24 protein-coding genes and 1 tRNA gene are annotated in these 24,221 nt (G+C 65.5%); 9 read left to right on the top strand and 16 right to left on the bottom strand.

The features are described 5' to 3' along the window. The first annotated feature begins 330 nt into the window (after positions 1-330). Positions 331-2,064, top strand: coding sequence for a methyl-accepting chemotaxis protein (locus tag QQL28_RS42425; RefSeq protein ID WP_284275378.1), 1,734 nt, complete (start codon positions 331-333; stop codon positions 2,062-2,064). A gap of 389 nt (positions 2,065-2,453) precedes the next feature. Then, on the top strand, positions 2,454-4,142 hold the full coding sequence (locus QQL28_RS42420; protein ID WP_284275377.1) for a methyl-accepting chemotaxis protein: 1,689 nt from the start codon (positions 2,454-2,456) through the stop codon (positions 4,140-4,142). A 3-nt stretch (positions 4,143-4,145) separates the two neighbouring features. Here the strand turns inward: QQL28_RS42420 and QQL28_RS42415 are convergent, their stop codons facing one another. From QQL28_RS42415 to ygfZ, 6 genes are all read right to left on the bottom strand, one after another. Further along, complete coding sequence (locus QQL28_RS42415) at positions 4,146-6,842, bottom strand: DUF2339 domain-containing protein (RefSeq protein ID WP_284275375.1); 2,697 nt, start codon at positions 6,840-6,842, stop codon at positions 4,146-4,148. Between the two features lie 46 nt (positions 6,843-6,888). Further along, the gene (locus QQL28_RS42410; RefSeq protein ID WP_284275373.1) at positions 6,889-7,857 is read right to left on the bottom strand and encodes an NUDIX hydrolase; all 969 of its coding nucleotides are present in this window, start codon (positions 7,855-7,857) and stop codon (positions 6,889-6,891) included. Positions 7,858-7,879: 22 nt separating this feature from the next. Next, the gene (locus QQL28_RS42405; protein ID WP_284275371.1) at positions 7,880-8,386 is read right to left on the bottom strand and encodes a tyrosine phosphatase family protein; all 507 of its coding nucleotides are present in this window, start codon (positions 8,384-8,386) and stop codon (positions 7,880-7,882) included. A 269-nt stretch (positions 8,387-8,655) separates the two neighbouring features. Continuing rightward, complete coding sequence (locus tag QQL28_RS42400; protein ID WP_284275369.1) at positions 8,656-9,273, bottom strand: YfbR-like 5'-deoxynucleotidase; 618 nt, start codon at positions 9,271-9,273, stop codon at positions 8,656-8,658. Further along, positions 9,270-9,896, bottom strand: coding sequence for a DNA-3-methyladenine glycosylase I (locus QQL28_RS42395; protein ID WP_284275367.1), 627 nt, complete (start codon positions 9,894-9,896; stop codon positions 9,270-9,272). The genes QQL28_RS42400 and QQL28_RS42395 overlap by 4 nt, the downstream gene beginning before the upstream one ends. Next, complete coding sequence (gene ygfZ / locus QQL28_RS42390; protein WP_284275364.1) at positions 9,893-10,774, bottom strand: CAF17-like 4Fe-4S cluster assembly/insertion protein YgfZ; 882 nt, start codon at positions 10,772-10,774, stop codon at positions 9,893-9,895. The genes QQL28_RS42395 and ygfZ overlap by 4 nt, the downstream gene beginning before the upstream one ends. Before the next feature lie 103 nt (positions 10,775-10,877). Between ygfZ and QQL28_RS42385 the strand changes: the two genes are divergently transcribed. From QQL28_RS42385 to QQL28_RS42365, 5 genes are all read left to right on the top strand, one after another. After that, the gene (locus QQL28_RS42385; protein ID WP_284275362.1) at positions 10,878-12,212 is read left to right on the top strand and encodes a dihydroorotase; all 1,335 of its coding nucleotides are present in this window, start codon (positions 10,878-10,880) and stop codon (positions 12,210-12,212) included. Between the two features lie 99 nt (positions 12,213-12,311). Then, complete coding sequence (locus QQL28_RS42380) at positions 12,312-13,184, top strand: sulfurtransferase (protein WP_284275361.1); 873 nt, start codon at positions 12,312-12,314, stop codon at positions 13,182-13,184. A gap of 77 nt (positions 13,185-13,261) precedes the next feature. Next, a complete protein-coding gene (locus tag QQL28_RS42375) occupies positions 13,262-13,948 on the top strand; it encodes an RNA polymerase sigma factor (RefSeq protein ID WP_284275422.1) in 687 nt (228 codons plus the stop codon). An 89-nt stretch (positions 13,949-14,037) separates the two neighbouring features. Then, a complete protein-coding gene (locus QQL28_RS42370; RefSeq protein WP_284275359.1) occupies positions 14,038-14,559 on the top strand; it encodes a DUF4142 domain-containing protein in 522 nt (173 codons plus the stop codon). 11 nt (positions 14,560-14,570) lie between these two features. After that, positions 14,571-14,885, top strand: a complete 315-nt coding sequence (locus QQL28_RS42365) for a cupredoxin domain-containing protein (RefSeq protein ID WP_284275356.1) — start codon at positions 14,571-14,573, stop codon at positions 14,883-14,885. A 160-nt stretch (positions 14,886-15,045) separates the two neighbouring features. On the opposite strand, the gene QQL28_RS42360 is transcribed toward QQL28_RS42365, so the two are convergent. The 4 genes from QQL28_RS42360 to QQL28_RS42345 form a co-directional block, all read right to left on the bottom strand. Then, positions 15,046-15,312, bottom strand: coding sequence for a hypothetical protein (locus QQL28_RS42360; protein WP_027524319.1), 267 nt, complete (start codon positions 15,310-15,312; stop codon positions 15,046-15,048). Positions 15,313-15,607: 295 nt separating this feature from the next. After that, complete coding sequence (locus tag QQL28_RS42355; protein WP_283042960.1) at positions 15,608-15,985, bottom strand: TIGR02301 family protein; 378 nt, start codon at positions 15,983-15,985, stop codon at positions 15,608-15,610. A gap of 53 nt (positions 15,986-16,038) precedes the next feature. After that, positions 16,039-16,461, bottom strand: a complete 423-nt coding sequence (locus QQL28_RS42350; protein ID WP_284275352.1) for an NUDIX hydrolase — start codon at positions 16,459-16,461, stop codon at positions 16,039-16,041. 10 nt (positions 16,462-16,471) lie between these two features. Next, positions 16,472-16,972, bottom strand: a complete 501-nt coding sequence (locus tag QQL28_RS42345) for a hypothetical protein (protein WP_284275350.1) — start codon at positions 16,970-16,972, stop codon at positions 16,472-16,474. A 64-nt stretch (positions 16,973-17,036) separates the two neighbouring features. Here QQL28_RS42345 and QQL28_RS42340 point away from each other — a divergent pair, with 64 nt between their 5' ends. Next, positions 17,037-17,795 (top strand): SOS response-associated peptidase, encoded by a 759-nt coding sequence (locus tag QQL28_RS42340; RefSeq protein ID WP_284275348.1) that lies wholly within the window; start codon positions 17,037-17,039, stop codon positions 17,793-17,795. Positions 17,796-17,982: 187 nt separating this feature from the next. On the opposite strand, the gene QQL28_RS42335 is transcribed toward QQL28_RS42340, so the two are convergent. The 6 genes from QQL28_RS42335 to QQL28_RS42310 all read right to left on the bottom strand — a co-directional run bounded on the left by QQL28_RS42335 (position 17,983) and on the right by QQL28_RS42310 (position 23,887). Next, entirely contained in the window at positions 17,983-19,176 is a 1,194-nt protein-coding gene (locus QQL28_RS42335; protein WP_284275346.1) for a CaiB/BaiF CoA transferase family protein, read from the bottom strand. A gap of 14 nt (positions 19,177-19,190) precedes the next feature. Continuing rightward, positions 19,191-20,120, bottom strand: coding sequence for a glycine reductase (locus QQL28_RS42330; RefSeq protein WP_284275344.1), 930 nt, complete (start codon positions 20,118-20,120; stop codon positions 19,191-19,193). Between the two features lie 290 nt (positions 20,121-20,410). Beyond that, positions 20,411-20,992 (bottom strand): NUDIX domain-containing protein, encoded by a 582-nt coding sequence (locus QQL28_RS42325; protein ID WP_284275342.1) that lies wholly within the window; start codon positions 20,990-20,992, stop codon positions 20,411-20,413. A 13-nt stretch (positions 20,993-21,005) separates the two neighbouring features. Next, entirely contained in the window at positions 21,006-21,461 is a 456-nt protein-coding gene (locus tag QQL28_RS42320; protein ID WP_284275339.1) for a GNAT family acetyltransferase, read from the bottom strand. Beyond that, positions 21,458-22,885, bottom strand: coding sequence for an FAD-binding oxidoreductase (locus QQL28_RS42315; RefSeq protein ID WP_284275337.1), 1,428 nt, complete (start codon positions 22,883-22,885; stop codon positions 21,458-21,460). Before QQL28_RS42315 ends, QQL28_RS42320 begins: the two co-directional genes overlap by 4 nt. Positions 22,886-22,909: 24 nt before the next feature. Beyond that, positions 22,910-23,887 (bottom strand): L-threonylcarbamoyladenylate synthase, encoded by a 978-nt coding sequence (locus tag QQL28_RS42310; RefSeq protein WP_284275335.1) that lies wholly within the window; start codon positions 23,885-23,887, stop codon positions 22,910-22,912. A gap of 80 nt (positions 23,888-23,967) precedes the next feature. On the opposite strand from QQL28_RS42310, the gene QQL28_RS42305 reads away from it, so the two are divergent. Then, a tRNA-Pro gene (locus QQL28_RS42305) sits at positions 23,968-24,044 on the top strand. Positions 24,045-24,221: the final 177 nt, after the last annotated feature.

Here is a 24,221-nt window from a genome sequence, read left to right as displayed (position 1 = left end):
ATCGCGCAGCCTCAGGCCCAACGCGCAATGGCACATGGATCTTCTCGACGAGAGCAAGCAGCTCGTGTTTCGCATCAGCCTGGCCGGTGAGGCCCCGAAGGCACGCGGCTGCACTGGCTAAAATCCGGGCAGCCTACCGCCGCGTGTGATTAACTTGTTAAACGCGCGTTCCGTGCCTGTTTTCAAGGAGTTCTCGGTCAAATTCCGTAGTTTGCCGGAGTGCGTTGTTAACCAAATTGGAATGACAGGCGCTCAGTTTTTGAGCGAAGGCGATCAACGCCGAGAGCGGCCGACAATGACTTGGCCGCGCCTATCCGGGGAAACGTGCCCATGCTGAGCCTTGTCCAGAATTTGCGGATCGGTACCAAGCTGGCGGTGACGTCGGCGTTCGGTATTCTTTTGGTCGGCGCCATGATCGCGAGCCAGCTCGTTGGCAATGGCAATGTCCGTCATTCCAACCAGGCCGCAATCGTGCAGCTGGAGCTGACGCGTGATGCCGTCGAAGCCAGGCTCTGGGTGCGCAGCATGCAGCTCAGCGTCCGGGATATCCGGCTCGCCAACAACGCAGGCGAGCTGCAAAAGGCGAACGATGCTCTCGTCGAACGCGCGAGGTCGCTGATCAACATCGCCGATACGATGCTCAGGCTGTCGCAATCGCGGGAAAACCAGGCGCGGATGGAGAAGCTCAAGAGCCTGTCCGGCGATTATGTCAGGGGGGCCCAGCAGATCGCGGCGATCCGCGGCGAGGCCATCGCTGCAACTGGCACGGACGCTGCCCGCCTTGCCAAGCTCGTCGAAGAGGGCGCGCGCCTCACCCGCGAGGTCACGCTGCCGATGGCCGGTCAGATGGACGAGGTCACCGGCCAGATTGCCGATTTCGCCAGGCACAGGAGCGAGCAGGAGATCGCCGGCTCCGTGCAGGAGATGGCTTCCAGCGAACGTGTCGGCATGATGGTCGGAGCGTTCGCGATGCTCGTCCTGATCGGCTCCTGGCTGATGTCTTTCCTGACCATTGCGCGGCCGATCCGCGTGTTGACGGTAGCCATGGACAAGCTCGCCGGTGGCGATTTCTCCGTGGTGCTGCCCGGGCTCGGCCGCAAGGACGAGGTTGGCGGCGTCGCCGCGGCCGTCGAGAAGTTCAAGATCGTATCCGAGCAGAAGGCGCGCGAGGAGGCCGAGGCGAAGACCAGGCAGGACCAGATCGCCGCCGCGCAGCGCAAGGCCGAGATGCACAAGCTCGCGAGCAGCTTCGAATCCGCCGTCGGCGAGATCGTCGACACCGTGTCCTCCGCTGCCACCGAGCTCGAGGCATCGGCCTCGACACTCACCTCCACTGCAGAACGCGCGCAGGAGTTGACCACGATGGTCGCTGCGGCCTCTGAGGAAGCCTCCACCAACGTGCAGTCGGTGGCCTCAGCAACGGAGGAGCTGTCCTCCTCGATCACCGAGATCAGCCGGCAGGTGCAGCAGTCCGCGCGCGTTGCCAATGAGGCGGTCGGCCAGGCGCGCACCACGACCGAGCGCGTCAGCGAATTGTCCAAGGCGGCCACCCGCATCGGCGACGTGGTCGAGCTGATCAACACCATCGCAGGCCAGACCAATTTGCTCGCGCTCAACGCCACCATCGAGGCGGCACGCGCTGGAGAAGCCGGTCGCGGCTTCGCCGTGGTGGCCTCCGAGGTCAAGGCGCTGGCCGAGCAGACTGCGAAGGCGACCGGCGAGATCGGCCAGCAGATCTCCGGCATCCAGACGGCGACGCAGGAGTCGGTCAGCGCCATCAGGGACATCAGCGACACCATCGAAAAGCTGTCGGAGATCTCCTCGACCATTGCGGCCGCGGTGGAAGAGCAGGGCGCGGCGACGCAGGAAATCTCCCGCAACGTGCAGCAGGCGGCGCAGGGCACGCATCAGGTGTCGTCCAACATCACCGACGTGCAGCGCGGAGCAGGGGAGACCGGGTCGGCCTCTACGCAGGTGCTGGCCGCCGCGCAGTCGCTCGCCGGCGACAGCAACCGCCTCAAGCTCGAAGTCGGAAGATTCCTCGACACCGTGCGCGCGGCCTGAAGGTCCGTCGTACCCTTCGAATTCCGAGTCTTGATCCCGTTTGCAACCGCCGCGCGCGCCAGCGCGGCGGCTGCGTGCGTTCTTGGCGCACTGCCGCAAGGAATGGCTCGCAGGGTTAACTTTCCCGAAAAGCCTCGCAGGCATGATCTCCGTCACAAGCCTCACGTTGGTTGTTCTGCAACCTATCATTGTGAGTGCGCTGAGCAGCGATCGTTCGTCGATGCGTACTAGTACGGAGTACCGAATTAACCGCGGCTTGGAACTCGGGGCCCATCTTCGACCCAAAGAGAACCAGCCAGCATTGTTGAACTGAGCACCGTCCGATCGTCTGTTCTGTCGATCGCGGCGGCAGCAACTGCATCTAACGTCCATCTGCCAGGATTACTGCGATGTCGAAATTGTCGATCCGATTGAAGATCTTGACTGTGTTGAGCGCTCTGGTGCTCGCGCTCGCGGGTGTTGGCATCATGGCGATCAGCACCATGCAGACCATCAACGCGCATACGATCGAGATTTCCGGGAGCTGGCTGCCCAGCGTTCGCGCGCTCGGATCACAGCGCGCCGACATCAACGAGCTGCGGGTCGCACTGCGCCTGCACCTGATGCAGGACACCGCCGAGGGCAAGGGCGCCGCCGAGAAGCGGATGGCCTCGCTGCGCGAGCGCATCGAGACGACGCGGATGAGCTACGAGCCCCTGATCACCTCACCTGAAGAGCGCGCCCTTTATGACCAGTGGAGCAAGGCCTGGGCCGAGTATCTCAACGGCGTGCAGGAGGTCATGCAGCTGTCGCGCAAGGGCATCGGCGGCTTCCCGGCCGACGCCAACGCGCTGTTGCAGACCAAGGTCGCCAAGATGGCACAGGCCGCCGATCCGCTTCTTCTGCAGGACATCGAGCTCAACAACAAGGGTGCCGAAGCGGAAACAAGGAAAGCCGCGGACAGCTACACCGCCGCCTTCCGCATTCTGGTCGGCATCATCGTGACGTCGGTGCTGATCGCGGCGGGCGCCGCCTATTTCCTGGTGCAGGACGTCTCGCGCGGCATCGCCTCGATCATCCGGCCGATGCAGGCGCTCGGCAATGGCGAGCTTTCGGCCGAAGTCCCGCATCGCGGCGAGCGGACCGAGATCGGATCGATGGCCGATGCGCTCCAGATCTTCAAGGACGCGCTGATCGCCAAGAAGGCGGCCGACGACGCGGCGGCGCGCGACGCCGAAGCCAAGATCGATCGGGCTCGCCGCGTCGACGGCATCACGCGGAATTTCGAGGCCATGATCGGCGAGATCGTCGAGACCGTGTCGTCGGCCTCGACCGAGCTCGAGGCGTCCGCGAGCACGTTGAGTGGCACCGCGCAGCGCGGCCAGGAGCTCGCGACCGTGGTTGCGGCGGCGTCCGAGGAAGCGTCGACCAACGTCCAGTCCGTCGCATCGGCCTCCGAAGAGCTGTCGTCGTCGATCACCGAGATCAGCCGGCAGGTGCAGGAATCGGCGCGGATGGCGGCGGAGGCCGTCGACCAGGCGGCGCGCACCAACGAGCGCGTCAACGCGCTATCGCAGGCGGCCGCGCGCATCGGCGACGTCGTCGAGCTCATCAACACGATCGCGGGACAGACCAACCTGCTCGCGCTGAACGCGACGATCGAAGCCGCGCGTGCCGGCGAAGCGGGCCGTGGCTTTGCCGTCGTGGCGTCCGAGGTCAAGGCGCTCGCCGAACAGACCGCGAAGGCGACCGGGGAGATCGGGCTCCAGGTTTCGGGCATCCAGACGGCGACGCAGGAGTCCGTCGGCGCCATCAAGGAGATCGCCGGCACCATCGAGCGGCTGTCCGAGGTGTCGTCGGCGATCGCCGCGGCCGTCGAGGAGCAGGGCGCCGCCACGCAGGAGATTTCGCGCAACGTGCAGCAGGCCTCGGTTGGCACGCAGGAGGTCTCCTCCAACATCACCGACGTGCAGCGAGGAGCGATCGAGACCGGCTCGGCCTCGACCGAGGTGCTCTCGGCCGCGAAGTCGCTTGCGAGCGACAGCACACGCCTCAAGGTCGAGGTCGCTCAGTTTCTGGAGTCGGTTCGCGCGGCCTGATCCTCATGCGCTCGTCTGCGTTGCGGGCGGCGGCATCTGCCGGCGGAACAAAATCCGCTGGTAGAGCCAGCCGATCGCGACCAGCACGATGCCGAGCCCCATGAACGACAGCGCGCGCCACACGCCGGTCAGCGTCGACATGTCGATGACGAAGGCTTTCAGGATCGTCAGCGCGATCACGAGAGCGGAGGCGAGCCGCGCGCGCTCCGAATTGACCAAAAGGCCGACGCCGAGCAGCACCACGCCGAAACCGAGCCAGCCGATCGAATAGGTGTATTGCTCGGCGCCCGTCGTCGCGCCGTAGAGCAGGACCGGCCCGTGATAGAAACGGCGGATCTCCAGCGTCACATAGGCGAGAGCGAACACCAGCGCGCCGCCGGCGATCGTGTTGGCGTAGGCGGTTGGGCGATGCCCGGCCACCGCATAGGACAGCAGTAGCATGAGCACTGCCGGCAGCGCGTAGCCGAGCAGCAGCAGGTTGAACACGAGACCGCCGACATCGATGCTGGTGAGCAGCCACGGATTCTCCAGGATCAGGAGGCCGAACACGCTGATGAGGCCGGCAATCACCGTGAGCACAATCGCGCCGATATTGTGCACGATACTGCCGCTGCGCAGCCTTAGCCGTTCGAGGCCGATCGCCATGGCGAGCGTCACGCAGGCCTGGAGCGCGAATTCGAGTAGCGATGGCGGCGACGTCATGTCGCTGCCGGTCGCGAAGTGACGGATCTCCATGAAGGCGAGCAGCGCGGTGAACAGGATCGCGGCGGCTTCAACCATCCGCAGCGGCGCGTCGTCGCCGCGACGGTGCAGGAAGCGGCTCGCCGCCCAGAACGACAGCGCCGGCACGCCGTAGCCCCAGAGCAGCCAGTTGAAGATCGGCGTCGTGCCGACGGCATCGCCAACGATCCGCGGATCGTAGACGATGCGGGCGGTGACGATCGCGGCGAGGATCGCGGCGAGCCAGCGCAGGAAGGCGATCGGCCGCTGGATCGAGATCCAGGCCGTGCCGAGCGACATCAGCGCCAGCGCGATCGTGAGCCAGCCCTTCTCCAGCGCAAAGGTCAGCGCCAGCGCCAGCGCGCCGAGCGTGCCGCTTGCGAACAGGGCAATCGATATTGCAAGGCCGGGCCGGTTCTCGCGGCGGGAGAGCGCTTCGGTCGCCGCCGCGAAGGCGGCGGCGAGCAGCACCGCGAGGATTGCGAACGGGATCGAGCGGTCGAGATGTGCGATGCGGGCGTAGAGCGCGACCAGAAGCGCAATCGGCGTGAAGGTCGCCGCGGCCGACCACACCACGGGAATGATCGCGGAGGTCGAGCGTCCCTGCGCGAGAAAGCCCGCGCCGCCAAAGCCCGCGGCGAAGATCGCGGCCATCACCAGGTGCAGCGTCACCGAGCTGTCGGTCGCGGTCGGCCCGATGCCGGGCAGGGGACCGCCGGGCAGCACCAGCATGTCGGGATTGGCGCGCACAGCCCATTCGGCGAACACGATGAAGACGAGCGCTGCCGCAGCGCCAAGTGCGCCGGTCGCCGCTGGCGCGCGCCAGGCGACGAACAGCGTTCCCGCGATCAACAGGGTGAACGTGATCAGCGCGAGGTCGGCATGCGCGCTCGACAGCACGATCAGCATCGCACCGAAGAGATAGGCGGCGAGCGAGCCGGAGGACACCGGTTCGATCTGTCCGTCGTCGATGGTCGGACCGAACATGAAACCGCACACCACCAGCAGGGCCGCGAGCACGAAACCCGCGATCACATGGAAGGCGTGGGGCGCGGCGAGTTGTGCGCCGAGGTCGAGGCCCGGGAAGGTCCACAGCAGCGCAAAGACGATGGTGGTGACCGCGAGCCAGCGCCACAGCCGGATGCGCGCGAGACCAAAGCTCGCCGCGCTGACGATCGCCAGGTAAATGTAGAGCGCCCAATAGTCCGGCTTGCCCGAGGAGACCAGGATCGGCGTGACGAACGCGCCGACCACGCCGAGGCCGGCGAGTGCCGGCCCGTGCAGCAGCGCCGCCGCGAGCGTGCCGAGCGCGACGAGGCCCAGCAGCACGAAGGCGGTCGCAGGCGCGAGGAAATCGTAGAGCGCGTAGGCCGCATAGACGGTCGCAAACGCCACCGCCGTGCCGGCGGCGGTGAGGATTGCGGGGATGTTGGCGATCGGCAGCGCCTGGATGTCGGCGATGCTCTCCTTGCGCCGCGTCCATTCACCGGCGCCAAGCAGCCCTAGCGCGAACAGGCCGCCGAGGAACACGCGCACGCCAGGGCCGAGTAGGCCGGCCTCGATCGAATAGCGCACCATGAAGAAGCCGCCGAGCGCGAGTGCCAGGCCGCCGATCCACACCACCCAGCGCGTGCCGAGCCGCTCTTCGAGACCCGGCCCCGCGGCCGGCAGCGGAGGCGGCGGCGCAGCGTCCGGGTCGATTGGTGAGGGTGCAGCCTGATCGGCGACGAGCGGCGGCGCCAGCTCGGCGTCAGGCGCAGGCGATTCGGTTGCGGTCGGTGTTGCAGGCGCAAGCGTCTGCTCCATCTCCTGCTGTGGTGTCAGTGGCGGTGGCTGGATCGGCCGCGGCGTGTGCAGGTTGGCTTCCAGCGCGCTCAGCCGCCGGCGCAGGTCGGTTGCCTGATTGGAAGCCTTCAATGCAATGAGGAAGGCGGCGATCGCGATCATCACCGCAAAGACGTCGAACGGGGCGTCGAACATAAGGCCTCCAGGCGAGCGGCGAGAAGGCCGATCGCGTAACAGTCTCCTAGCGCCGGGAGCGGACGCGCAAGCCGGGTGCCGGCCGCTCCTGGAGCACTTCGCGGCGGAAGCGATAGAGCGCTGCCGGCCGCCCGCCCGTCTGTGTCGACATCACCCCGGTTGGTTCGACCAGGGCCTCGCTCTCCACCAGACGACGGAAGTTCTGCTTGTGCAGGTGCCGGCCGGAGATTGCCTCCACCGTATGCTGCAATTCCGTGAGTGTGAACTCGGCGGGCAAAAGTTCAAAGATGACAGGACGATACTTCAGCTTTGCCCGCAGCCTTGCAATCCCTGTGGCGAGAATTCGGCGGTGGTCGAATCGCATCGAGAGGCCGAGCGCGGGAAGCACCTTGCGCGCTAATGCCGCAGGACGGCCGTCGCGCCGCGCCTCCTCGATCAGCCCGGCCTCGTAGAGCAGCTCGTAACGATCGAGCACGCGCTCCTCGTCCCAGGCCGCGCCGTCGAGGCCGAAATTGAGCCGCACGCGATCCTTGCGCGGCAGCGCGCGGATCGTCTCCGGCGTCTCCTCGTCGGCCCATTTGGTCAGCGCCGGAATGATGTCACGGGCGATGATCTGAGGCCTCTGCTCGCGCCAGTCCTCCCAGGGGAAGAAGCGATACCACGGCTCGAACGTCGCGCCTGCCGCGCGCACGCCGTTGTCGGCGGCCCGCGTCAGCGCGAGATAGCCGATCGAGACCATATGGGCGCCGGTATCGGCGGCCTCGGCATGCCGGCCACGATCGCCAAAAGTATAGAGCTGCTCGACATAGCCGAGCCGCAAGCCAGCCTGTTCATCGACCCAGGCGCGCAGGCCGATCTCGAAGGTGCGATGCGTCAGCGCATCGAAGGGGCCGAAGGGCAGTCCCGCCGGGCCATCGCTGCCGCGCGCGGTGAGGATCAGCGGCTCGTGCGCCTCGATCGCGACAATCGCGGCGGTCAGGCCGATCTCGATCGGCGTCAGCAGCTTGTCGCTCATCCGGGAAACGGGTTTTGCGAGGTCATTCGAGCTCGATCACGAACGGACGGCCTTCCACCATCATCGCGCCGGGGCCCATCTCGTCGAGCGCGCGCAACATGCGGCCGTCGCGGCGGAGCGCGCGATCGGCGAGCTCGACGATGCGGCGGTTGGGCGAGGCGATCGGGGAGGCCGCGCGGATCTTCTTCGCGATCTCGATCTCGTCGCGATGCGGATTGAGCAGGCATGCGGCGGCAAAGGCGCTCGCGGTGGAGCGGCTGATGCCGGCATAGCAATGCACGACCAGCGGCGCGCTGCGATCCCAGCCGCGGACGAAGTTCAGCACCTGGTTGATATGTCCTTCCGAGGGTGCGACGAAGCCGTCCATCTCCTCGGTGATGTCATCCATCGAGATTTTCAGATGATTGGCCGGCAGCACCGATACGGGCCGCACCACCTGCTCGACATTGGCCATCACGGTCAGCACATGGCTGGCGCCGGTGAGACGAACGGTTTCGGGAAGGGCGGCAAGCGAGCAGACGTGGATCATGATTGACCTTTTCGTCGGTGATTATAGCGAGCGCGCGCGGCTGAGCAAAGCAAAGCGCACAGCTCCACCCGATCATTCACTTCGTCGTCCCGGACAAGCGAAGCGCAGATCCGGGACCCAGCCACAGGATTGGGTTTTACGAAGACGCGTCGTTACCAGCTTCGCGCCACAAGTTTTTCCTGGGGGTATGGGTCCCGGCCCCCCGTGCGCAATTACGCACTAGGCCGGGACGACGGCGGAGCCAGGGGCGCCAGCCGCGCAAGTCAACGCTACGAAAACACCGCATTGAACCGCTCCAGAAACCGCTTCTCGGCCCTGGCGGCCGTCCATGGCGTCAGGTAATCGCGCAGCACCGTTTCGGGCAGGCCGGGGTCGCGGCCGAACAGGCGCCTGGCCTCGCTCTCGCTGAAGCCGGCGAGCTCGGTCGCTTCGAGATAGGCCGCGCCGTGGTCGGCGGCCTTGATGGCCAGCGTGATCTCGTCGGGCAGCACCGCGGGCAATCCGAAGCGGATGTGGATGGCGCCGAGCAGGCGCTTTTCCACCGCCTTGTAGTGACCGTCGAGCACCGCCTTGAACGGCGAGATCATGTCGCCGATCACGTATTCCGGCGCATCGTGCAGCAGGGCGGCGAGCCGGACGCGCTGGTCGACACGCGGGCTTTCGTGGCGCATCACGGTTTCGACCAGCAGCGTGTGCTGGGCGACGGAGAAGATGTGCGCGCCCGTGGTCTGACCGTTCCAGCGCGCGACGCGCGCCAGCCCGTGCGCGATGTCGGCGATCTCGACGTCGAGCGGCGAGGGGTCGAGCAGGTCGAGCCGGCGGCCGGACAGCATGCGCTGCCAGGCGCGGGACTGCAGGTCGTTTGCGGTGCGCTTTGCGGCCTTCATTTGGCTTTGAGGCGCGGCTTGCGCTGCGCCTTGCCGCAGGACGCGTGGCAATGGCAGTCGACGAGATGGTCGTTGACCATGCCGGTCGCCTGCATGAAGGCGTAGACGATGGTGGGGCCGACGAATTTGAAGCCGCGCGAGGACAGCTCCTTGGAGATCTGCACCGACAGCGGCGTCGAGGCCGGCACGCTCGCGGTGGTCTTGAACTTGTTGACGAGCGGCCTGCCGTCGACGAAATCCCAGAGCAGCTTCGAGAAGCCGGGGCCCTTCTCCATGATCTCCAGATAGGATTTTGCGCTCGCAATCGTGCCCTCGATCTTGGCGCGGTTGCGCACGATGCCGGCATCGTTCATCAGTGCGTGGACCTTCTTGGCGTTGTAGCGCGCGATCTTCTCCGGCTGGAAGTCGTCGAACGCTTTGCGGAAATTGTCGCGCTTGCGCAAGATCGTGATCCAGGAGAGGCCGGCCTGGAAACCGTCGAGTATCAGCTTCTCATAGAGCGCGCGGTCGTCATATTCCGGCACGCCCCATTCGGTGTCGTGATAGGTGACATACAGCGGATCTTCGCCGGGCCAGGGGCAACGCGTCAGGCCGTCGGCATGCAGGCGAGGAGCGCGGCTCATGCGACGGGCTGCTTCGCTGGAATGCGGACCACATCGGGGTCCGCGAGCCTCACTTCGAGCCCGCCAGCGGTCAGCGTCTGTCCGGCATCGAGCGCGTCGGCGACGCGGTCGATGCGCACCAGCGCAATGCCCTTGCCCTGCGCCGTCGAGCCGATCGTGCCGACAGGCTTGTCGCCGGCGAGGATGGTCGCGCCCGCCTCGGGGGAGGGGCCGTCGAGCAGCACCTTGACGCTGCGGGTGCGCGCGGTGCCGCGATGCTGCATGCGCGAGACCACCTCCTGGCCGATATAGCAGCCCTTGTCGAAATCGACGCCTGCGAGGCGATCCATGTTGGTTTCGTGCGGGAACGCATCGCCATACATGAAATCGAGCCCGCCGCGCGGCACACCCTGTGCGATGCGATGCGCCTCATATTCGGACGCATCCACGAGCTCGGCGCCGATCAGCGCGACAAGCTTCTCCTTGAGTTCCGCGGGAATCAGGATGCGCAACCCGAGCCGTTCGTCGCGCGGGTCGGTGAAGGCGAGGTCCGGCTGGGCGGCAGGCGTGCCGTCCCAGCCTGCGAGCACGCCGAGGTCGTCGGAGAGATTTTCCACGGTGACCTTGGCGCGCAGCTTGTAGAACTTCAGCTTGGTGGCGAGGGTTTCCGCCAGCGCCTTCGGGCAGTCGATCAGGAAGCCGCCGCCATGGCCGGCGGGCGCCTCCGTGATCAGGAAATCCACGATGATCTTGCCCTGCGGCGTCAACAGCGCACCGAATCGGCCGAGCCCGGGCTTGAGCCTGCCGACATCCGTGGTGATGAGGCCGTTGAGGAAGCTCTGCGCATCCTCGCCTGCGACCTTGACCACGCCCCGATCGGGGAGAAACGCTGCCTTCATTGCGAAAATCTCTTGCGACATGTCGGCTTCGAACGTAAGCCCGCCCTGCTTAAACGACAAGGCCTCGAGCCCTGCGCCTGAGGGATGAGAGAGACGGACAGCCATGACCCAGCGTTTTGACGTGATCCTGAAATCCGGCACGGTGGTCAATCAGGACGGCGAGGGGGTCCGCGACATCGGCATCGTGGCCGGCCGCATCGCGGAGATCGGCTCGCTCGCGCAAGGCGCAGCCGCCGAGGTGATCGACTGCAAGGGCCTGCACATCCTGCCCGGCGTGATCGACACGCAGGTGCATTTTCGCGAGCCCGGCCTGACGCACAAGGAAGATCTCGAGACCGGCTCGCGCAGCGCGGTGATGGGCGGTGTCACCGGCGTGTTCGAGATGCCGAACACCTCGCCGCTCACGGTGACGGAGGCCGATTTCACCGACAAGGTGAAGCGCGGCCATCACCGCATGCATTGCGATTTCGCCTTCTTCATCGGCGGTACGCGCGAGAACGTGCAGGATCTGCCGCATCTCGAGCGTGCGCCGGGCTGCGCCGGCGTCAAGGTGTTCATCGGCTCTTCGACCGGCGCGCTGCTGGTGGAGGACGACGACAGCCTGCGCCGCATCTTCCAGGTGATCCGCCGCCGCGCCTCGTTCCATGCGGAGGACGAATATCGCCTCAACGAGCGCAAGTCGTTGCGCATCGAGGGCGATGCGCGCTCGCATCCCGTTTGGCGCGACGAGACCGCGGCGCTGATGGCGACGCAGCGCCTCGTCAAGTTCGCGCGCGAGACGGGCAGGCGCATCCATGTGCTGCACATCTCGACCAAGGAAGAGATCGAGTTTTTGCGCGACCACAAGGATGTCGCCTCCTGCGAGGCGACGCCGCATCACCTCACCATGGCCGCGCCCGAATGCTATGAGCGGCTCGGCACGCTCGCGCAGATGAATCCGCCGGTGCGCTCGGCCGACCACCGCGCCGGCATCTGGCGCGGCATCGAGCAGGGCATCGTCGACATCCTCGGCTCCGACCACGCGCCGCATACGCTGGAGGAGAAGGCGAAAGTCTATCCCGCCTCGCCCTCGGGCATGACGGGCGTACAGACGCTGGTGCCGTTGATGCTCGACCACGTCAATGCGGGCCGGCTGTCGCTCACCCGCTTCGTCGATCTCACCAGCGCCGGCCCCGCGCGCCTCTTCAACATCGCCTGCAAGGGCCGCATCGCCGCGGGCTATGATGCCGACTTCACCGTCGTGGACCTCAAGCGCAGCGAGACGATCACCAACAAATGGATCGCCTCCAAAGCGGCCTGGACGCCTTACGACGGCGTGCGCGTCACTGGCTGGCCGGTCGGCACCTTCGTCCGCGGCAAGCGCGTGATGTGGCAAGGCGAGCTCGTGGCGCCGTCGCAAGGCGAGCCGGTGCGGTTTCTGGAGACGCTGAAGCAGTAACGTAAGTACGGTCAGGCGGGTCCAAAAGATCCGCATCCTCAGTGAATCCTGTGGTAATGGGTCCTGGCTTTCGCCAGGACGACGTTGGGGGAAATGAGAATGACCCACCCAACATCCCTCATCTCCCCCGAGCAGCTCGCCACCATGCTCGGCCAGCCGTCCTTGCGCCTTTACGACTGCACGACCTATCTAGAGCCCGCGCCGCAAGGCAGCAGCGATCCCTATCTCGTCGTACCCGGCGACAAGACGTTTGAGGCCGGCCACATACCCGGTGCCGATTTCCTCGACCTGCAAGGCGAGTTCTCCGACGCATCCACGCATCTGCGCTTCATGATGCCGGCGATTGCGCAGCTCGAGACCGCCTTCGGTCGCCACGGCCTCGATGCCTCGAGCACGATCGTGCTCTACAGCATCGGCAGCATGATGTGGGCGACGCGGTTCTGGTGGATGCTGCGCTCGCTCGGTGTCGACGCGCTGGTGCTGGATGGTGGTTTCGACAAGTGGAAGGCCGAAGGGCGACCGATCGAGCAGGGAGCGCCGAGCGGCTATCCAGCGACGACGTTCAAGGCCGCGCTGCGCCAAGGCTTCTTCGTGGACAAGTCTGCGGTGCTCGCGCGAATCGACGATCCCGCGAGCGTAACCGTCAACGCGCTGGGGCCGCAATTTCACCGCGGGCTGGAACCGAGCCGCTATGGCCGGTCCGGTCGCATCCCCGGCAGCGTGAACGTGCCGGCGGCAACCCTCGTGAACGGCGCCGACAAGACGCTGACTACGCTCGCCGACGCCGAGGCGAAGTTCGCGGCGCAGGGCATCACGCGCGACAAGGACGTGATCTGCTACTGTGGCGGCGGCATCTCAGCGACCATCGATCTCTTCCTGCTGGCGCAACTCGGCTACGACAGGCTCACGCTCTACGACGGTTCCATGGGCGAATGGGCGAGGGATTCAGAGCTGCCGATCGAGACGGGCTGAGAGGTAGATTGGTGGGAACCTTTTGGGCTGGCCTGCATCCAATGTCCGGAAAAGCTGGAGACGAGCCCGTGACCGCGATGCAACGCACTGCAACATCGGAAGCCGCAGGTATCGCCGAGGCCGAGCTGGTCGAGCGCGCAAGGGCCCGCGATGAAGCTGCGCTGCGCGCGATCATGCAGGCCAACAATCGCAGACTCTATCGGCTGGCGCGTGGCATTCTGCGCAACGACAGCGAGGCCGAAGATGTGGTGCAGGAGACCTATGTGCGGGCTTTCACGCATCTCGACGGCTTTCGCGGCGAGTCCGGCCTGTCGACCTGGCTGTCGCGCATCGCCATCAACGAGGCGCTTGGCCGGGTGAGAAGTCGCAAGGTGCATGTCGAACTCGGCGCGCTGCCGGAGGCAACGCTCGAAGCCCAGATCATCCAGTTTCCCGTGTCCTCCGCCGCAGGCGATCCGGAAAAATCCATGGCCCAACGTGAAATCCAGCGCGTCGTCGAGCACGCGATCGATGAACTGCCCGACGTGTTTCGCATGGTCTTCATCGCGCGCGTGATGGAGGGCATGAACGTGGAGGAGACCGCGGAACTGCTCGGCGTCAAGTCTGAAACCGTGAAGACGCGGCTGCACCGCGCTCGCGCAATGCTGCGGGAGAATGTCGAGAAGAAGATCGGGCCGGTGGTGATGGATGCGTTCCCGTTTGCCGGCCAGCGCTGCGAGCGCCTGACCGAGATCGTGCTGAAGCGGCTCGGCGTCGGCGCGTAATTTTCTCGGGAACGTCTGCGACGCTTCTCCATCCAATGCCTGTGATGGTCACATGCCGGGAAGGACCGGCACCACAGGAGTGTCAAGCCATGTTCATCCGATGCAGCGCGGCGATCGCCACGATCGCCCTTCTGATCAGCCCTGCGCTGGCGCAAGGCGCAAAACCCAGCGATCCGCAGATTGCCCATATCGCCTACACTGCGGGCGTGATCGACATCAATGCCGCCAAGCAGGCGATGAAGAAGGCGAAGAACAAGGACGTGAAAGCGTTCGCGCAGGACATGGTGCGCGACCACGAGGCGGTGAACAAGCAGGCGCTCGCGCTGGTCAAGAAGCTGAATGTCACGCCGGAGGACAACGACACCAGCCGCACGCTGTCGAAGCAGGCGAGCGACAAGCTCGCCGAGCTCGACAAGCTGAGCGGCGCCGCCTTCGACAAGGCCTATGTCGAGAACGAGGTTGCCTATCATAAGGCGGTCAACGGCGCGCTCGAGACCCAGCTCATTCCATCGGCGAACAATGCGGAGCTGAAGGGCCTGCTGCAGACGGGCTTGAAGATCTTCCAGGGTCATCAGCAGCATGCCGAGCACGTCGCGGCCGAGCTGAAATAGGGGAGGCGGCGATGCCGGGACGGCTGTTGGCGATGACCGCGATCCTGCTCGCGGCGATGCTCGTTCCGGCGCGCGCCGCGACCGTGCAGATATCGATGGAGAATCTCGAGATTTCGCCGGCTGAGGTCTCGGCGAAGGTCGGCGATACCATCGAGTGGATCAACAAGGACGTCTTCGCCCACACGGCGACGGCGAGGAACGGCGATTTCGACGTGAACCTGCCGGCGAAGAAGTCGGCGACGTCAGTCGTGAAGAAGGCGGGAACCGTGGAATACTACTGCCGCTATCATCCCAACATGAAAGCGACGCTCAAAATCGAACCGTAATATTTCCTCGGCGATATCGGGAAAAAATCCCGCCGCTTTGCGGATTATTGCTTATCTCGTGACGCGCGCTTTCGTGCGATCATGCGGAGCCATCGCGACCTGTCGTGAGGTCATTCATCCGCAGACTTCGCCCCGCCTCCTCCGGCGGGGTGATTTTTGGCTACTGCTTGGCGAGCCCGACCGAGAACTCGCCGTTGCGGATGCGCGCGGGAAAGCCCTCGACGAATTTCGCCACCGCATCCTCGCCATAGGTGCCGACGAGCTCGGCGAGCGCTGCGAACAGGCTCGCCTGCGCCAGACAATCGCCGTCGACACCGTCATGGCGCGCTTCCGCCCAGGCCTCGTTGAGATAGCTGAGCGCAGCCTGCTTCTGTTCGTGGTCGGGCAGCGGCGCGCGGGCGGGGGCGTAGGACACGGGAATGCTCATGAAACTCGAACAGGCTGGAGGCGCGATCCACGGCGATGCGCTGCGTGAGAGGTGTAGCACGCAGATTAACCCCGGCTAGGCCACATCTTTAGGAAAGGTTAACGGAGGTGAACAATGTGGATGAGTTGTGCCGGCGATGCATGCGCAAAGGTCGGCCCCTCATCCTGAGGAGCCTGCGAAGCAGGCGTCTCGAAGGATGGAGGGCCGCGCTGCCGCAGCGGGGGCCTGCATGGTTCGAGACGGCGCTGACGCGCCTCCTCACCATGAGGGTTGAGAGCCTAGGACTGGGGTCCGCTCAGTTCGCGTAACGCGCCGTGAGATCGCGGGAGATCTTCGAGCCTTCCTCGATGTAGCGGCGGATCGCGACGGTGGCGGCCGGCGTACAGCTCCGGTAGGTCTGCTGAAAACCGTTATAGCCGCGGTTGAAGCCGGCGATCATGCGGGTGCGGCGCTCGCCGGAGGGGGTTTCGGCGTCGATCAGCGCCTGCATCTCGTTGCGCCATTTGTTGCCTTCGTTCGCCCCGCAGATGCCGCGCAGATAGTGCAGGCCGCCGAGGATTTCCGCGAGCCGCTGCAAATCGCCGTCGAACGGCGCAGCCACGTCCTGGGCCCGGGCGGGCAGGACGGCGCAGGCAAGAATCAGGGCCAAAACGGCCGGAAATCGCTTGGACATCGGCGGGTGTATGCCCCTTAAGGGCGGCAGACGCAAGGCAGCCACCCCGGCCCTCAGGCCCCGATCAGGCGCCTTGCGGCCTGGATGACCTCGTCCAGTCCCCCGGTCAGCTTGAGGTCGCTGAGGCCGCCCAGCGCCTCGGGAGCGAGCCAGCGGAAATCGTCCAGCTCCTCGTTCAGAACTGGCTCCCGGGCCGTCCAGCGCGCGGCAAAGGACATGATCAGGTAGTGCCCGGTGCTCCCCGTCGACGGCAGCACCTCGCGCCAGCCGGCGAGGCCCACTATCTCGATTTCGAGCCCGGTTTCCTCCTCGACCTCGCGCGTCAATGCCTGGTGCAGCGATTCGCCGAACTCGACCCGGCCGCCCGGCAGCGAATGGAAGCCCTTGGCCGGCGAGCGGGCGCGGCGGACCAGGAGCACCTTGCCGTCGCGGAAGATCGCGGCTGAGACCGCAAGCTGGGGATGGCTCGGCTGCACGGTGTCGGCCTCAATTCGACATGATGGTATCGACGTCGGCTTCCGCGCCGCCGTTGATGATGCCGCCGCAGGCCGCGATCAGCGGCTTGACCCAGAGGGTGGCCTGCTCGGCCAGCCGCACGCGCGTCGTATCCTTGTCGACCTCGCGCATGGCCGAGCCGACCGCGGTCAGGATCGAGGTCATGGTGTCGGTGATGTGGTCGAACTGGGCGCGCACGTTGGGAGCGGCCTTCTCATAGGCCTCGATCGCGAGATCGCGCGCCTTGAAGTTCGAGGCCGTGAAATGCTCAGCGTAGGACAGCGGCGTCCAGGTCAGAAAATCTTCGGCGCATTCCGGCATGTCCGGGACCATTTCGAGCAGCATGACGGCTTCATTGAAATGGTTCAGATAGTCGGTGGCAAGCCCGGTCCGCGGGTTGATGTTGGCCACGCGCAGCCGCTCAGCCCAGGCCGCCGCCTCGGGGCCCGTCACTACATGTGTCCGCGCGGGTTCGGCGACCATTGAGCTCATCGGCCGCAGTGTTAACGTTGGGGGTTAAAAGGTGCTGAACGGACCCCATATAGGCCCCTCAAGGATGTGCGGACGCTTTGTCATAACTTCGGCCCCGGCGGCTTTGCGGCAACTCTTTGGCTATCTCGATCAGCCGAATTTCCCGCCACGGTACAACGTGGCCCCGACACAACCGATTCCAGTGGTGCTGGTCGACAAGGGCGCGCGGCATTTCCAGCTCATGCGCTGGGGGCTGCTGCCGACCTGGGTGAAGGATCCCCGTGGTTTTACGTTGCTGATCAATGCGCGCTCGGAGACGGTGCTGGAAAAGCCCGCCTTCAAGAACGCGATTCGCAGGCGCCGCGGCCTGATTCCGGCCGACGGTTACTACGAGTGGAAGGCGGTTGACGGCCGCAAGCAGCCCCATTTCATCCATCGCGCCGATGGACAGCCGCTCGGCTTTGCCGCGGTGTTCGAGACCTGGGTCGGGCCGAACGGCGAGGAGCTCGACACCGTCGCGATCGTCACGGCGGCCGCGAGCGAGGATCTCGCCGCGCTGCATGACCGCGTGCCGGTGACGATTTCGCCTGACGATTTCGAGCGCTGGCTCGACTGCCGTGGCGACGAGGTCGATGCGATTCTGCCGCTGATGATCGCCCCGCGCATTGGCGAATTCGCCTGGCACCCTGTCTCCACCCGCGTCAACCGCGTCGCCAATGACGATGAGCAGCTTGTGCTGCCGATCAGCACCGAGGAGATGGAAGCGCAAGCACTGAGGCCGAAGAAGGCGACGCGAAAAGCCGCAGTCGCGTCGCCGGATGACGGGCAGGGGTCGTTGTTTTAGGTGTAACCACAAAACACACTGTCGTCCCGGACAAGCGAAGCGCAGATCCGGGACCCATAGCCACAGGAAGTGGTTATGGAGCGAGATGGTGGTTACGAATCTTCGCCAAATTCAATCCTGTGGCTATGGGTCCCTGGCTCGCGCTTTTGCGCGCCCCGGGACGACATGGGAGTCTGCGGCGTCGCCCTCACACAATCTCGCGCTTGTGCAACTCCGCAATCTCCGCCGCGTCAAACCCGAGCTCGCCCAGCACCGCATCCGTATCCGCGCCCAGTTCAGGCGCCATGTGGTCGAGCTTGCCGCCGCCGTGGGCGAGCTTGAAGCCGCTGCCGGCAAAGCGCAGGCGGCCGTAGGGCGTCTCTACCTCCTGGATTGCGCCGCGCGCGACAATTTGCGGATGGTCGATGATCTCCTCGATGGTCCAGATGCTGGCACAGGGCGCGCCGGCATCCTCCAAAATCGTCTCCCATTCGCGCGGGCTCTTCGTTGCCAGCGCTTCCTCGATGATGGCGCGCAACGCCCTTTCGTTCTCGTTGCGCGAGAACCAGTCGGCAAAGCGCGGATCGCCCAGCGTGTCCGCGCGGCCGAGCGTCGTCATCAATGCGCGGTATTGCTTCTCGTTGTTGACCGCGAGCAGGATGTAGCCGTCGCCGCACCGGAACAGGTTCGCGGTGGTCTTGCGGCTGACCGCCTGGTTGCCCGAGAGCTGCTGGCGATGGCCGGCGACCGACCAGTCCGCGATCTGGCCCGACAGGAACGCAAGCGTCGCCTCCAGCATGGAGACGTCGACGAGCTGCCCCTTGCCGGTGCGGTCGCGCTGATAGAGCGCACTGGACACGGCGAACGCCGCGGTCGCGCCCGAGAGCACGTCGCACACCGCAAAGCCCGCGCGCGTCGGCCCGGTCGAAGGGTGCCCGGTGATCGCCATGATGCCGGAGAGCGCCTGCATCTTGCCGTCATAGCCGGGGCGCAGCCGATCGGGGCCGGTCTGGCCGAAGCCGGACACCGCGCAATAGATCAGCTTTGGATTGATCGCAGACAGGGCCTCATAGCCGATGCCGAGCTTGTCCATCACGCCCGGGCGAAAGTTCTCCATGACGACGTCGACCTGGGCTACGAGCTTCTTCACGATCGCGATCGCATCCGGCTTTTGCAGATCGAGCGTCAGGCTGCGCTTGTTGCCATTGATCGCCTGGAACGCGGGCGCGAGCCCACGCTCGGCCCATTCGCGGCTGAGCGGCGTGCGGCGCATGTCCTCGCCCTCGCGCCGCTCGACCTTGATGATTTCGGCGCCCAGCAGCGCGAGCTGGTAGCTCGCATAGGGGCCGGCGAGCACTTGCGTGAAGTCGAGGATCTTGACGCCTTCGAACGGCCTCGTCACGGCGTGTTCTCCCGTCAGGCCGCGCGGTTGCCGCGCGCGATCTCCTTCTGCTTGTCGAATTCGGCGCGCCGCCGCGCGAGCTCTTCGGGCGAAAGCTGAGCGACGTTGTTGTAGTCGAGCTTCCAGGAAGCGTCCTCGCTCCAGCGCAGCGGCGATTGCATCGTGGTGCGCGGGCCGCTGGCGGACTCGAGGAGCTTTAATGCGAGCTCCAGCGTCTGCGACTGCGAGGCGACATCGTGCGGCTTGCCGGCGGAATTGCCGAGCGGGAAGTCGGAGAACAAGAAGCGCGGCACGGCGGCGTGCTCGACGATGTCCTTCGCGCAGCCCATGATCACGGTCGGAATGCCGCCCGCTTCCAGATGCCGTGCGACCAGCGCGGTGGTCTGGTGGCAGACCGGACAGTTCGGCACCAGGACTGCGACATCGACCGCATCAGTGAGGCAGCGCGCCAGAATCTCCGGCGCGTCGATGTCGAGGGTGACGCGATGGCTGCGGTTGGTCGGCGCGCCGAAGAAGCGCGGGCTCACTTCGCCGATGCGCCCCGCGGCGGAGGCCTTCAGGAGCTGCGGCAATGGAAACCAGGTGCCGCTGTCGGTCGCGCTCGTGTGCTTGCGGTCGTAGCCGATATGCGAGATGCGCAAGTCGTGCGCATTCGAGGTGTTGCCGTCATAGACCTCAAAGAACTTTGCGCCGCCATTATACGCCGCGCCTGGCCCCTGGTCGCCCTTGGTCGGATCGTAAGGTGCGGCCGTCGTGATGATCGTCACGCGCGATTGCGTCAGCGGTTTCTTCAGCGGCTGGAACGGCGCGTCGACATAATGCGCCCAGCGGTACGGCGTGGTGTAGCCGATCGCCGCATAGTAATCGCGGGTCCGCTGCATATAGGGAATTGGAGCGTCGTAGTCGGGCGCAAAGCCGAATTCCTCGTCGCGCGGAGCTGACATGGGGCGCTCTCCTCTCGTTCTCGTTGCGGACAGAGTAGAGATAGTCGGCGATTTGCTCAACAGCCCGCAGGGCGACGCAGGTCTGAATTGCACTCATGCTGGAGCGAATTGCGCTGTCTTCCCCTCTCCCCTTGTGGGAGAGGGTGGCTCGCCGCGCAGCGGCGAGACGGGTGAGGGGTCTCTCTCCGCGAGTGGGCCTCTCGACGACTGAGCGCGCGGATAAAACCCCTCATCCGGCGCTTCGCGCCACCTTCTCCCACAAGGGGAGAAGGGAGGGCAGCTCGTAAGGGTCAACGAAACACATGCAGCGCCGCGTATTGCAGCAGCATGATCGTCTTCGCATCCACGATACGCCCATCCGCGATCATCGCGAGCGCCTCGTCGATCGACAGCTCCAGCACCTCGATCTCCTCGCCCTCGTCGGCGAGGCCGCCGCCGTCGCCGATCTTCATCTCCGGCTCGTATTCCGCGACGAAGAAGTGCAGCTTCTCCGTGACCGCGCCGGGGGTCATGAAAGCTTCGAACACCTTGTGGACGTCGTGCAGGCGATAGCCGATCTCCTCCTCGGCCTCAGTGCGGATACGCGCTTCGGGATCGGCGTCGTCGAGCATGCCGGCAGCGGCTTCGATCAGCAGGTCGTCATAGCCGTTGACGAAGGCAGGATAGCGAAATTGCCGCACCAGCACGACGGTGCGCCGCTTGCGATTATAGGGCAACAGCGTCGCACCGTTGCCGCGGTCATAGACCTCGCGGGTTTGCGTCTGCCATTCCCCATCGTCGCGGCGCCACTCGAAGGTCGTCGCTTTCAAAACATACTTCTTGTCCGAGAGCAGGCGGACATCTTTCACGCGAACGCGGTCGGAAACTGACATGTCTGCCTCTGCGCTACGGAGTCGGGTCCCGGCCGTCGAGCCATTTGGCGAACATCACCGACGTCGACTCTTCGAATCCGAGTGAGGTGTAGAACGCGCCGGCCTGCTTGTTCTCGCGGCGGACCAGGAGTTGGAGTTTTGCGATGCCGGCCTGGCGCAGCCAGTCCTCTGCGGCGGCCATGATCATGCGGCCATAGCCGCGCTTGCGGCAATCGGGATCGACCGCGACGTAGTAGATCCAGCCGCGATGGCCGTCATGGCCGACCATCGCGCTGGCCACGATCGCATGGCCGTCCCGCCCGATCAGCACGGTCGAATTCGCCTCACGCCGCGCCAGCGCGATGTCGGCATGCGGATCGTTCCAGGGCCGCGTCAGGCCGCAGCGCTGCCACAGCGCGACGACGGTTTCGACATCGGCATCCGCGATGTGAGCGATCGCGAGCGGGGAAGGGGAGACTGATACGTTCACAGCACTTTACCGGGGTTCATGATTCCGAGCGGGTCGAGCATCGCCTTGACCTGCCGCATCAGCTCGATCGCGGTCTTGTCCTTGACGTCGGGCAGTTCGTCGCGCTTGAGCACGCCGATGCCGTGCTCGGCCGAGATCGAGCCGCCCATGCGCAGCACGATCTCGAACACGACCGCATTGACGTCATGCCAGCGGGCGAGGAAGTCGGCGGCGTCAGCGCCGACCGGCTGGCTGATATTGTAATGCAGGTTGCCGTCGCCGAGATGGCCGAACGGTACCGGCCGCGCGCCGGGGATGAGCTTCACCACTGCGGCATCGGCCTCCGCGATGAAGGCCGGCACCGCGGCGACGGGCACGGAGATGTCGTGCTTGATCGAGCCGCCCTCCGGCTTCTGCGCCGCCGACATCTCGTCGCGCAGCTTCCAGAAGCCGGCGCGCTGCGTCAGGTTCGCAGCGATCACGGCGTCGTCGACGATCTCTTCCTCCATCGCGCGGGTGAGGATCGATTCCAGTGTCGCGCGCGCATCGTCGCGCGGCGAGGATAATTCCATCAGCACGTACCAGGGATGCTTCTGCTCCAGCGGATCGCGCACGTCGATGCCATGGCGGATGGAGAAATCGACCGCCATCTCCGCCAGGAGCTCAAAGCTCGTCAGCACGTTCGAGGCTTCGCCTTGTGCGATCGTCAGCAGCTTCAGCGCTTCGGCCGGCGACTTCAGCCCGACAAACGCGGTCTCGATCGCCCGCGGTTTCGGAAACAGCTTTAAGGTCGCGGCTGTGATGATGCCGAGCGTGCCTTCGGCGCCGATGAAGAGGTTGCGCAAATCGTAGCCGGTGTTGTCCTTCTTCAGCTTCGACAGCGCGTTGAGCACGCGCCCGTCGGCGAGCACGACCTCGAGCCCCAGCGCCATCTCGCGCGCGACGCCATAGGCGAGCGCGGCGGTGCCGCCGGCATTGGTGGAGAGATTGCCGCCGATGGTGCAGCTTCCTTCCGCCCCCAGCGACAGCGGGAACAGGCGATCGACCTCGGCCGCCTTCTGCTGCGCGATTTGCAGCACGACTCCGGCCTCGCAGGTCATGGTGTTGGAGGCGGTGTCGACCTCGCGGATCTTGTCGAGGCGGCGCAGCGACACCACCACCTCGCCATTGTGCGGCGTCTGGCCGCCGACGAGGCCGGTGTTGCCGCCCTGCGGCACCAGCGCGATTCTGTGTTCGGAGGCGAGCTTGCAGATCGCGGAGACTTCGGCCGTCGAGCCCGGGCGCAGCACCAGCGGCGAACGGCCATGGAACAGGTTGCGCTCCTCGGTGAGGTAAGGCTCGATATCGGCCGGATCAGTCACGGCATATTTGGCGCCGACAATGGCGCGAAACTTCTCGATCAGCTCGGGTGCAAGCGGAGGGATGGCAGGCTTCGTCACGTTCATTTCTTCTTCTTTCCTCACCGCTTGTTAGCGTGCGACGGCTGCACGCCGCAGCCGGTCGTTGATCGCTTCGCCGAGCCCGTCCTCAGGAATCGGCATCACCGCGATTCCGCGCGGGCTCTTCGCGTCCAGGGCGCGAAGATGACCGAACAGGTTGGCGGCGGCCTCATCGAGATCACCGCTCGCTGACAAATTCATGACGCTTGCTGCCTGTTCGATGCCGGGCAACACGGCCGGTCCGAAGGCGAGCAGCGCCTCGCCAGGGGTCACGTCGCGCACATTGAGCCGCACGGCGGCGCGCGGCGCGTAGTGCGAGGCGAGCATGCCGGGCGCGAGCGGCTGGCTGTCGTCGCTCTCGACGTCTTGCGGCGGCCGCGCCAGCGGCGCGCCGAGCACGGCCTCGATTTTCTCGCGCGACAGTCCGCCGGGGCGAAGCAGCATCGGCGCCTCGAAGCAGCCGAGAATCGTCGATTCGACGCCGACCTCGACCGGCCCGCCGTCCACGATCAGGTCGATCCGCCCCGCAAGATCGCTGTCGACATGCGCCGCCAGTGTCGGCGAGACATGGCCTGAGATGTTCGCCGACGGTGCCACCACCGCCCCGCCGAAGGCACGCAGGATCGCCTGTGCGACCGGGTGGGCGGGAATCCGGATCGCGACCGTATCGAGCCCGGCGGTCGCGAGCTCGGCGACCGGGCAGTTGTCCGTCTTCGGCACCACCAGCGTCAGCGGCCCCGGCCAGAAGGCTTGCGCGAGCCTGATAGCCTGCGAGTCGAACCGTCCGATGCGCCTTGCCGCCGAAAGGTCCGCGACGTGAGCGATCAGTGGATTGAAGGCGGGGCGGCCCTTGGCGGCGTAGAGATGAGCAATCGCGGTCGCGTTGCCGGCATCTGCCCCGAGCCCATAGACCGTCTCGGTCGGGAACGCGACCAGCAGGCCGGCCGCGAGCGCTCGCGCGGCGGCATCGTTGGCGGCCGGTCCGGCCGGTAGAATCTCGGTGGTCAAGCCCGTTTTCACTGGGACAAAATTCCTCAAATCGGCCGCTTGCGGTGTGCCAAACCCGACGCTATAAGCCGCCTTCTTGTCGGAGTGTGGCTCAGCCCGGTAGAGCACTGCGTTCGGGACGCAGGGGTCGCAGGTTCGAATCCTGCCACTCCGACCATGATTTTCTTAGGCTTTTTGCCTTCTTTCCCGAACGCTTTCAAGGCTAACCACCGTATCGACCACCGAATTGGGTCTGGCCTTAGAGCATGATGTTTTTATACGGAAACATAGCCTGAATTTTTGAGATAGTTGGCGCATTCCTCTTTGGAGAAGATATCGAGGAGTTCGCCGACCT

It is taken from the genome of Bradyrhizobium iriomotense (assembly GCF_030160715.1).
GTDB lineage: Bacteria > Pseudomonadota > Alphaproteobacteria > Rhizobiales > Xanthobacteraceae > Bradyrhizobium > Bradyrhizobium iriomotense.
This window is presented reverse-complemented; position numbering and strand designations above follow the sequence as displayed.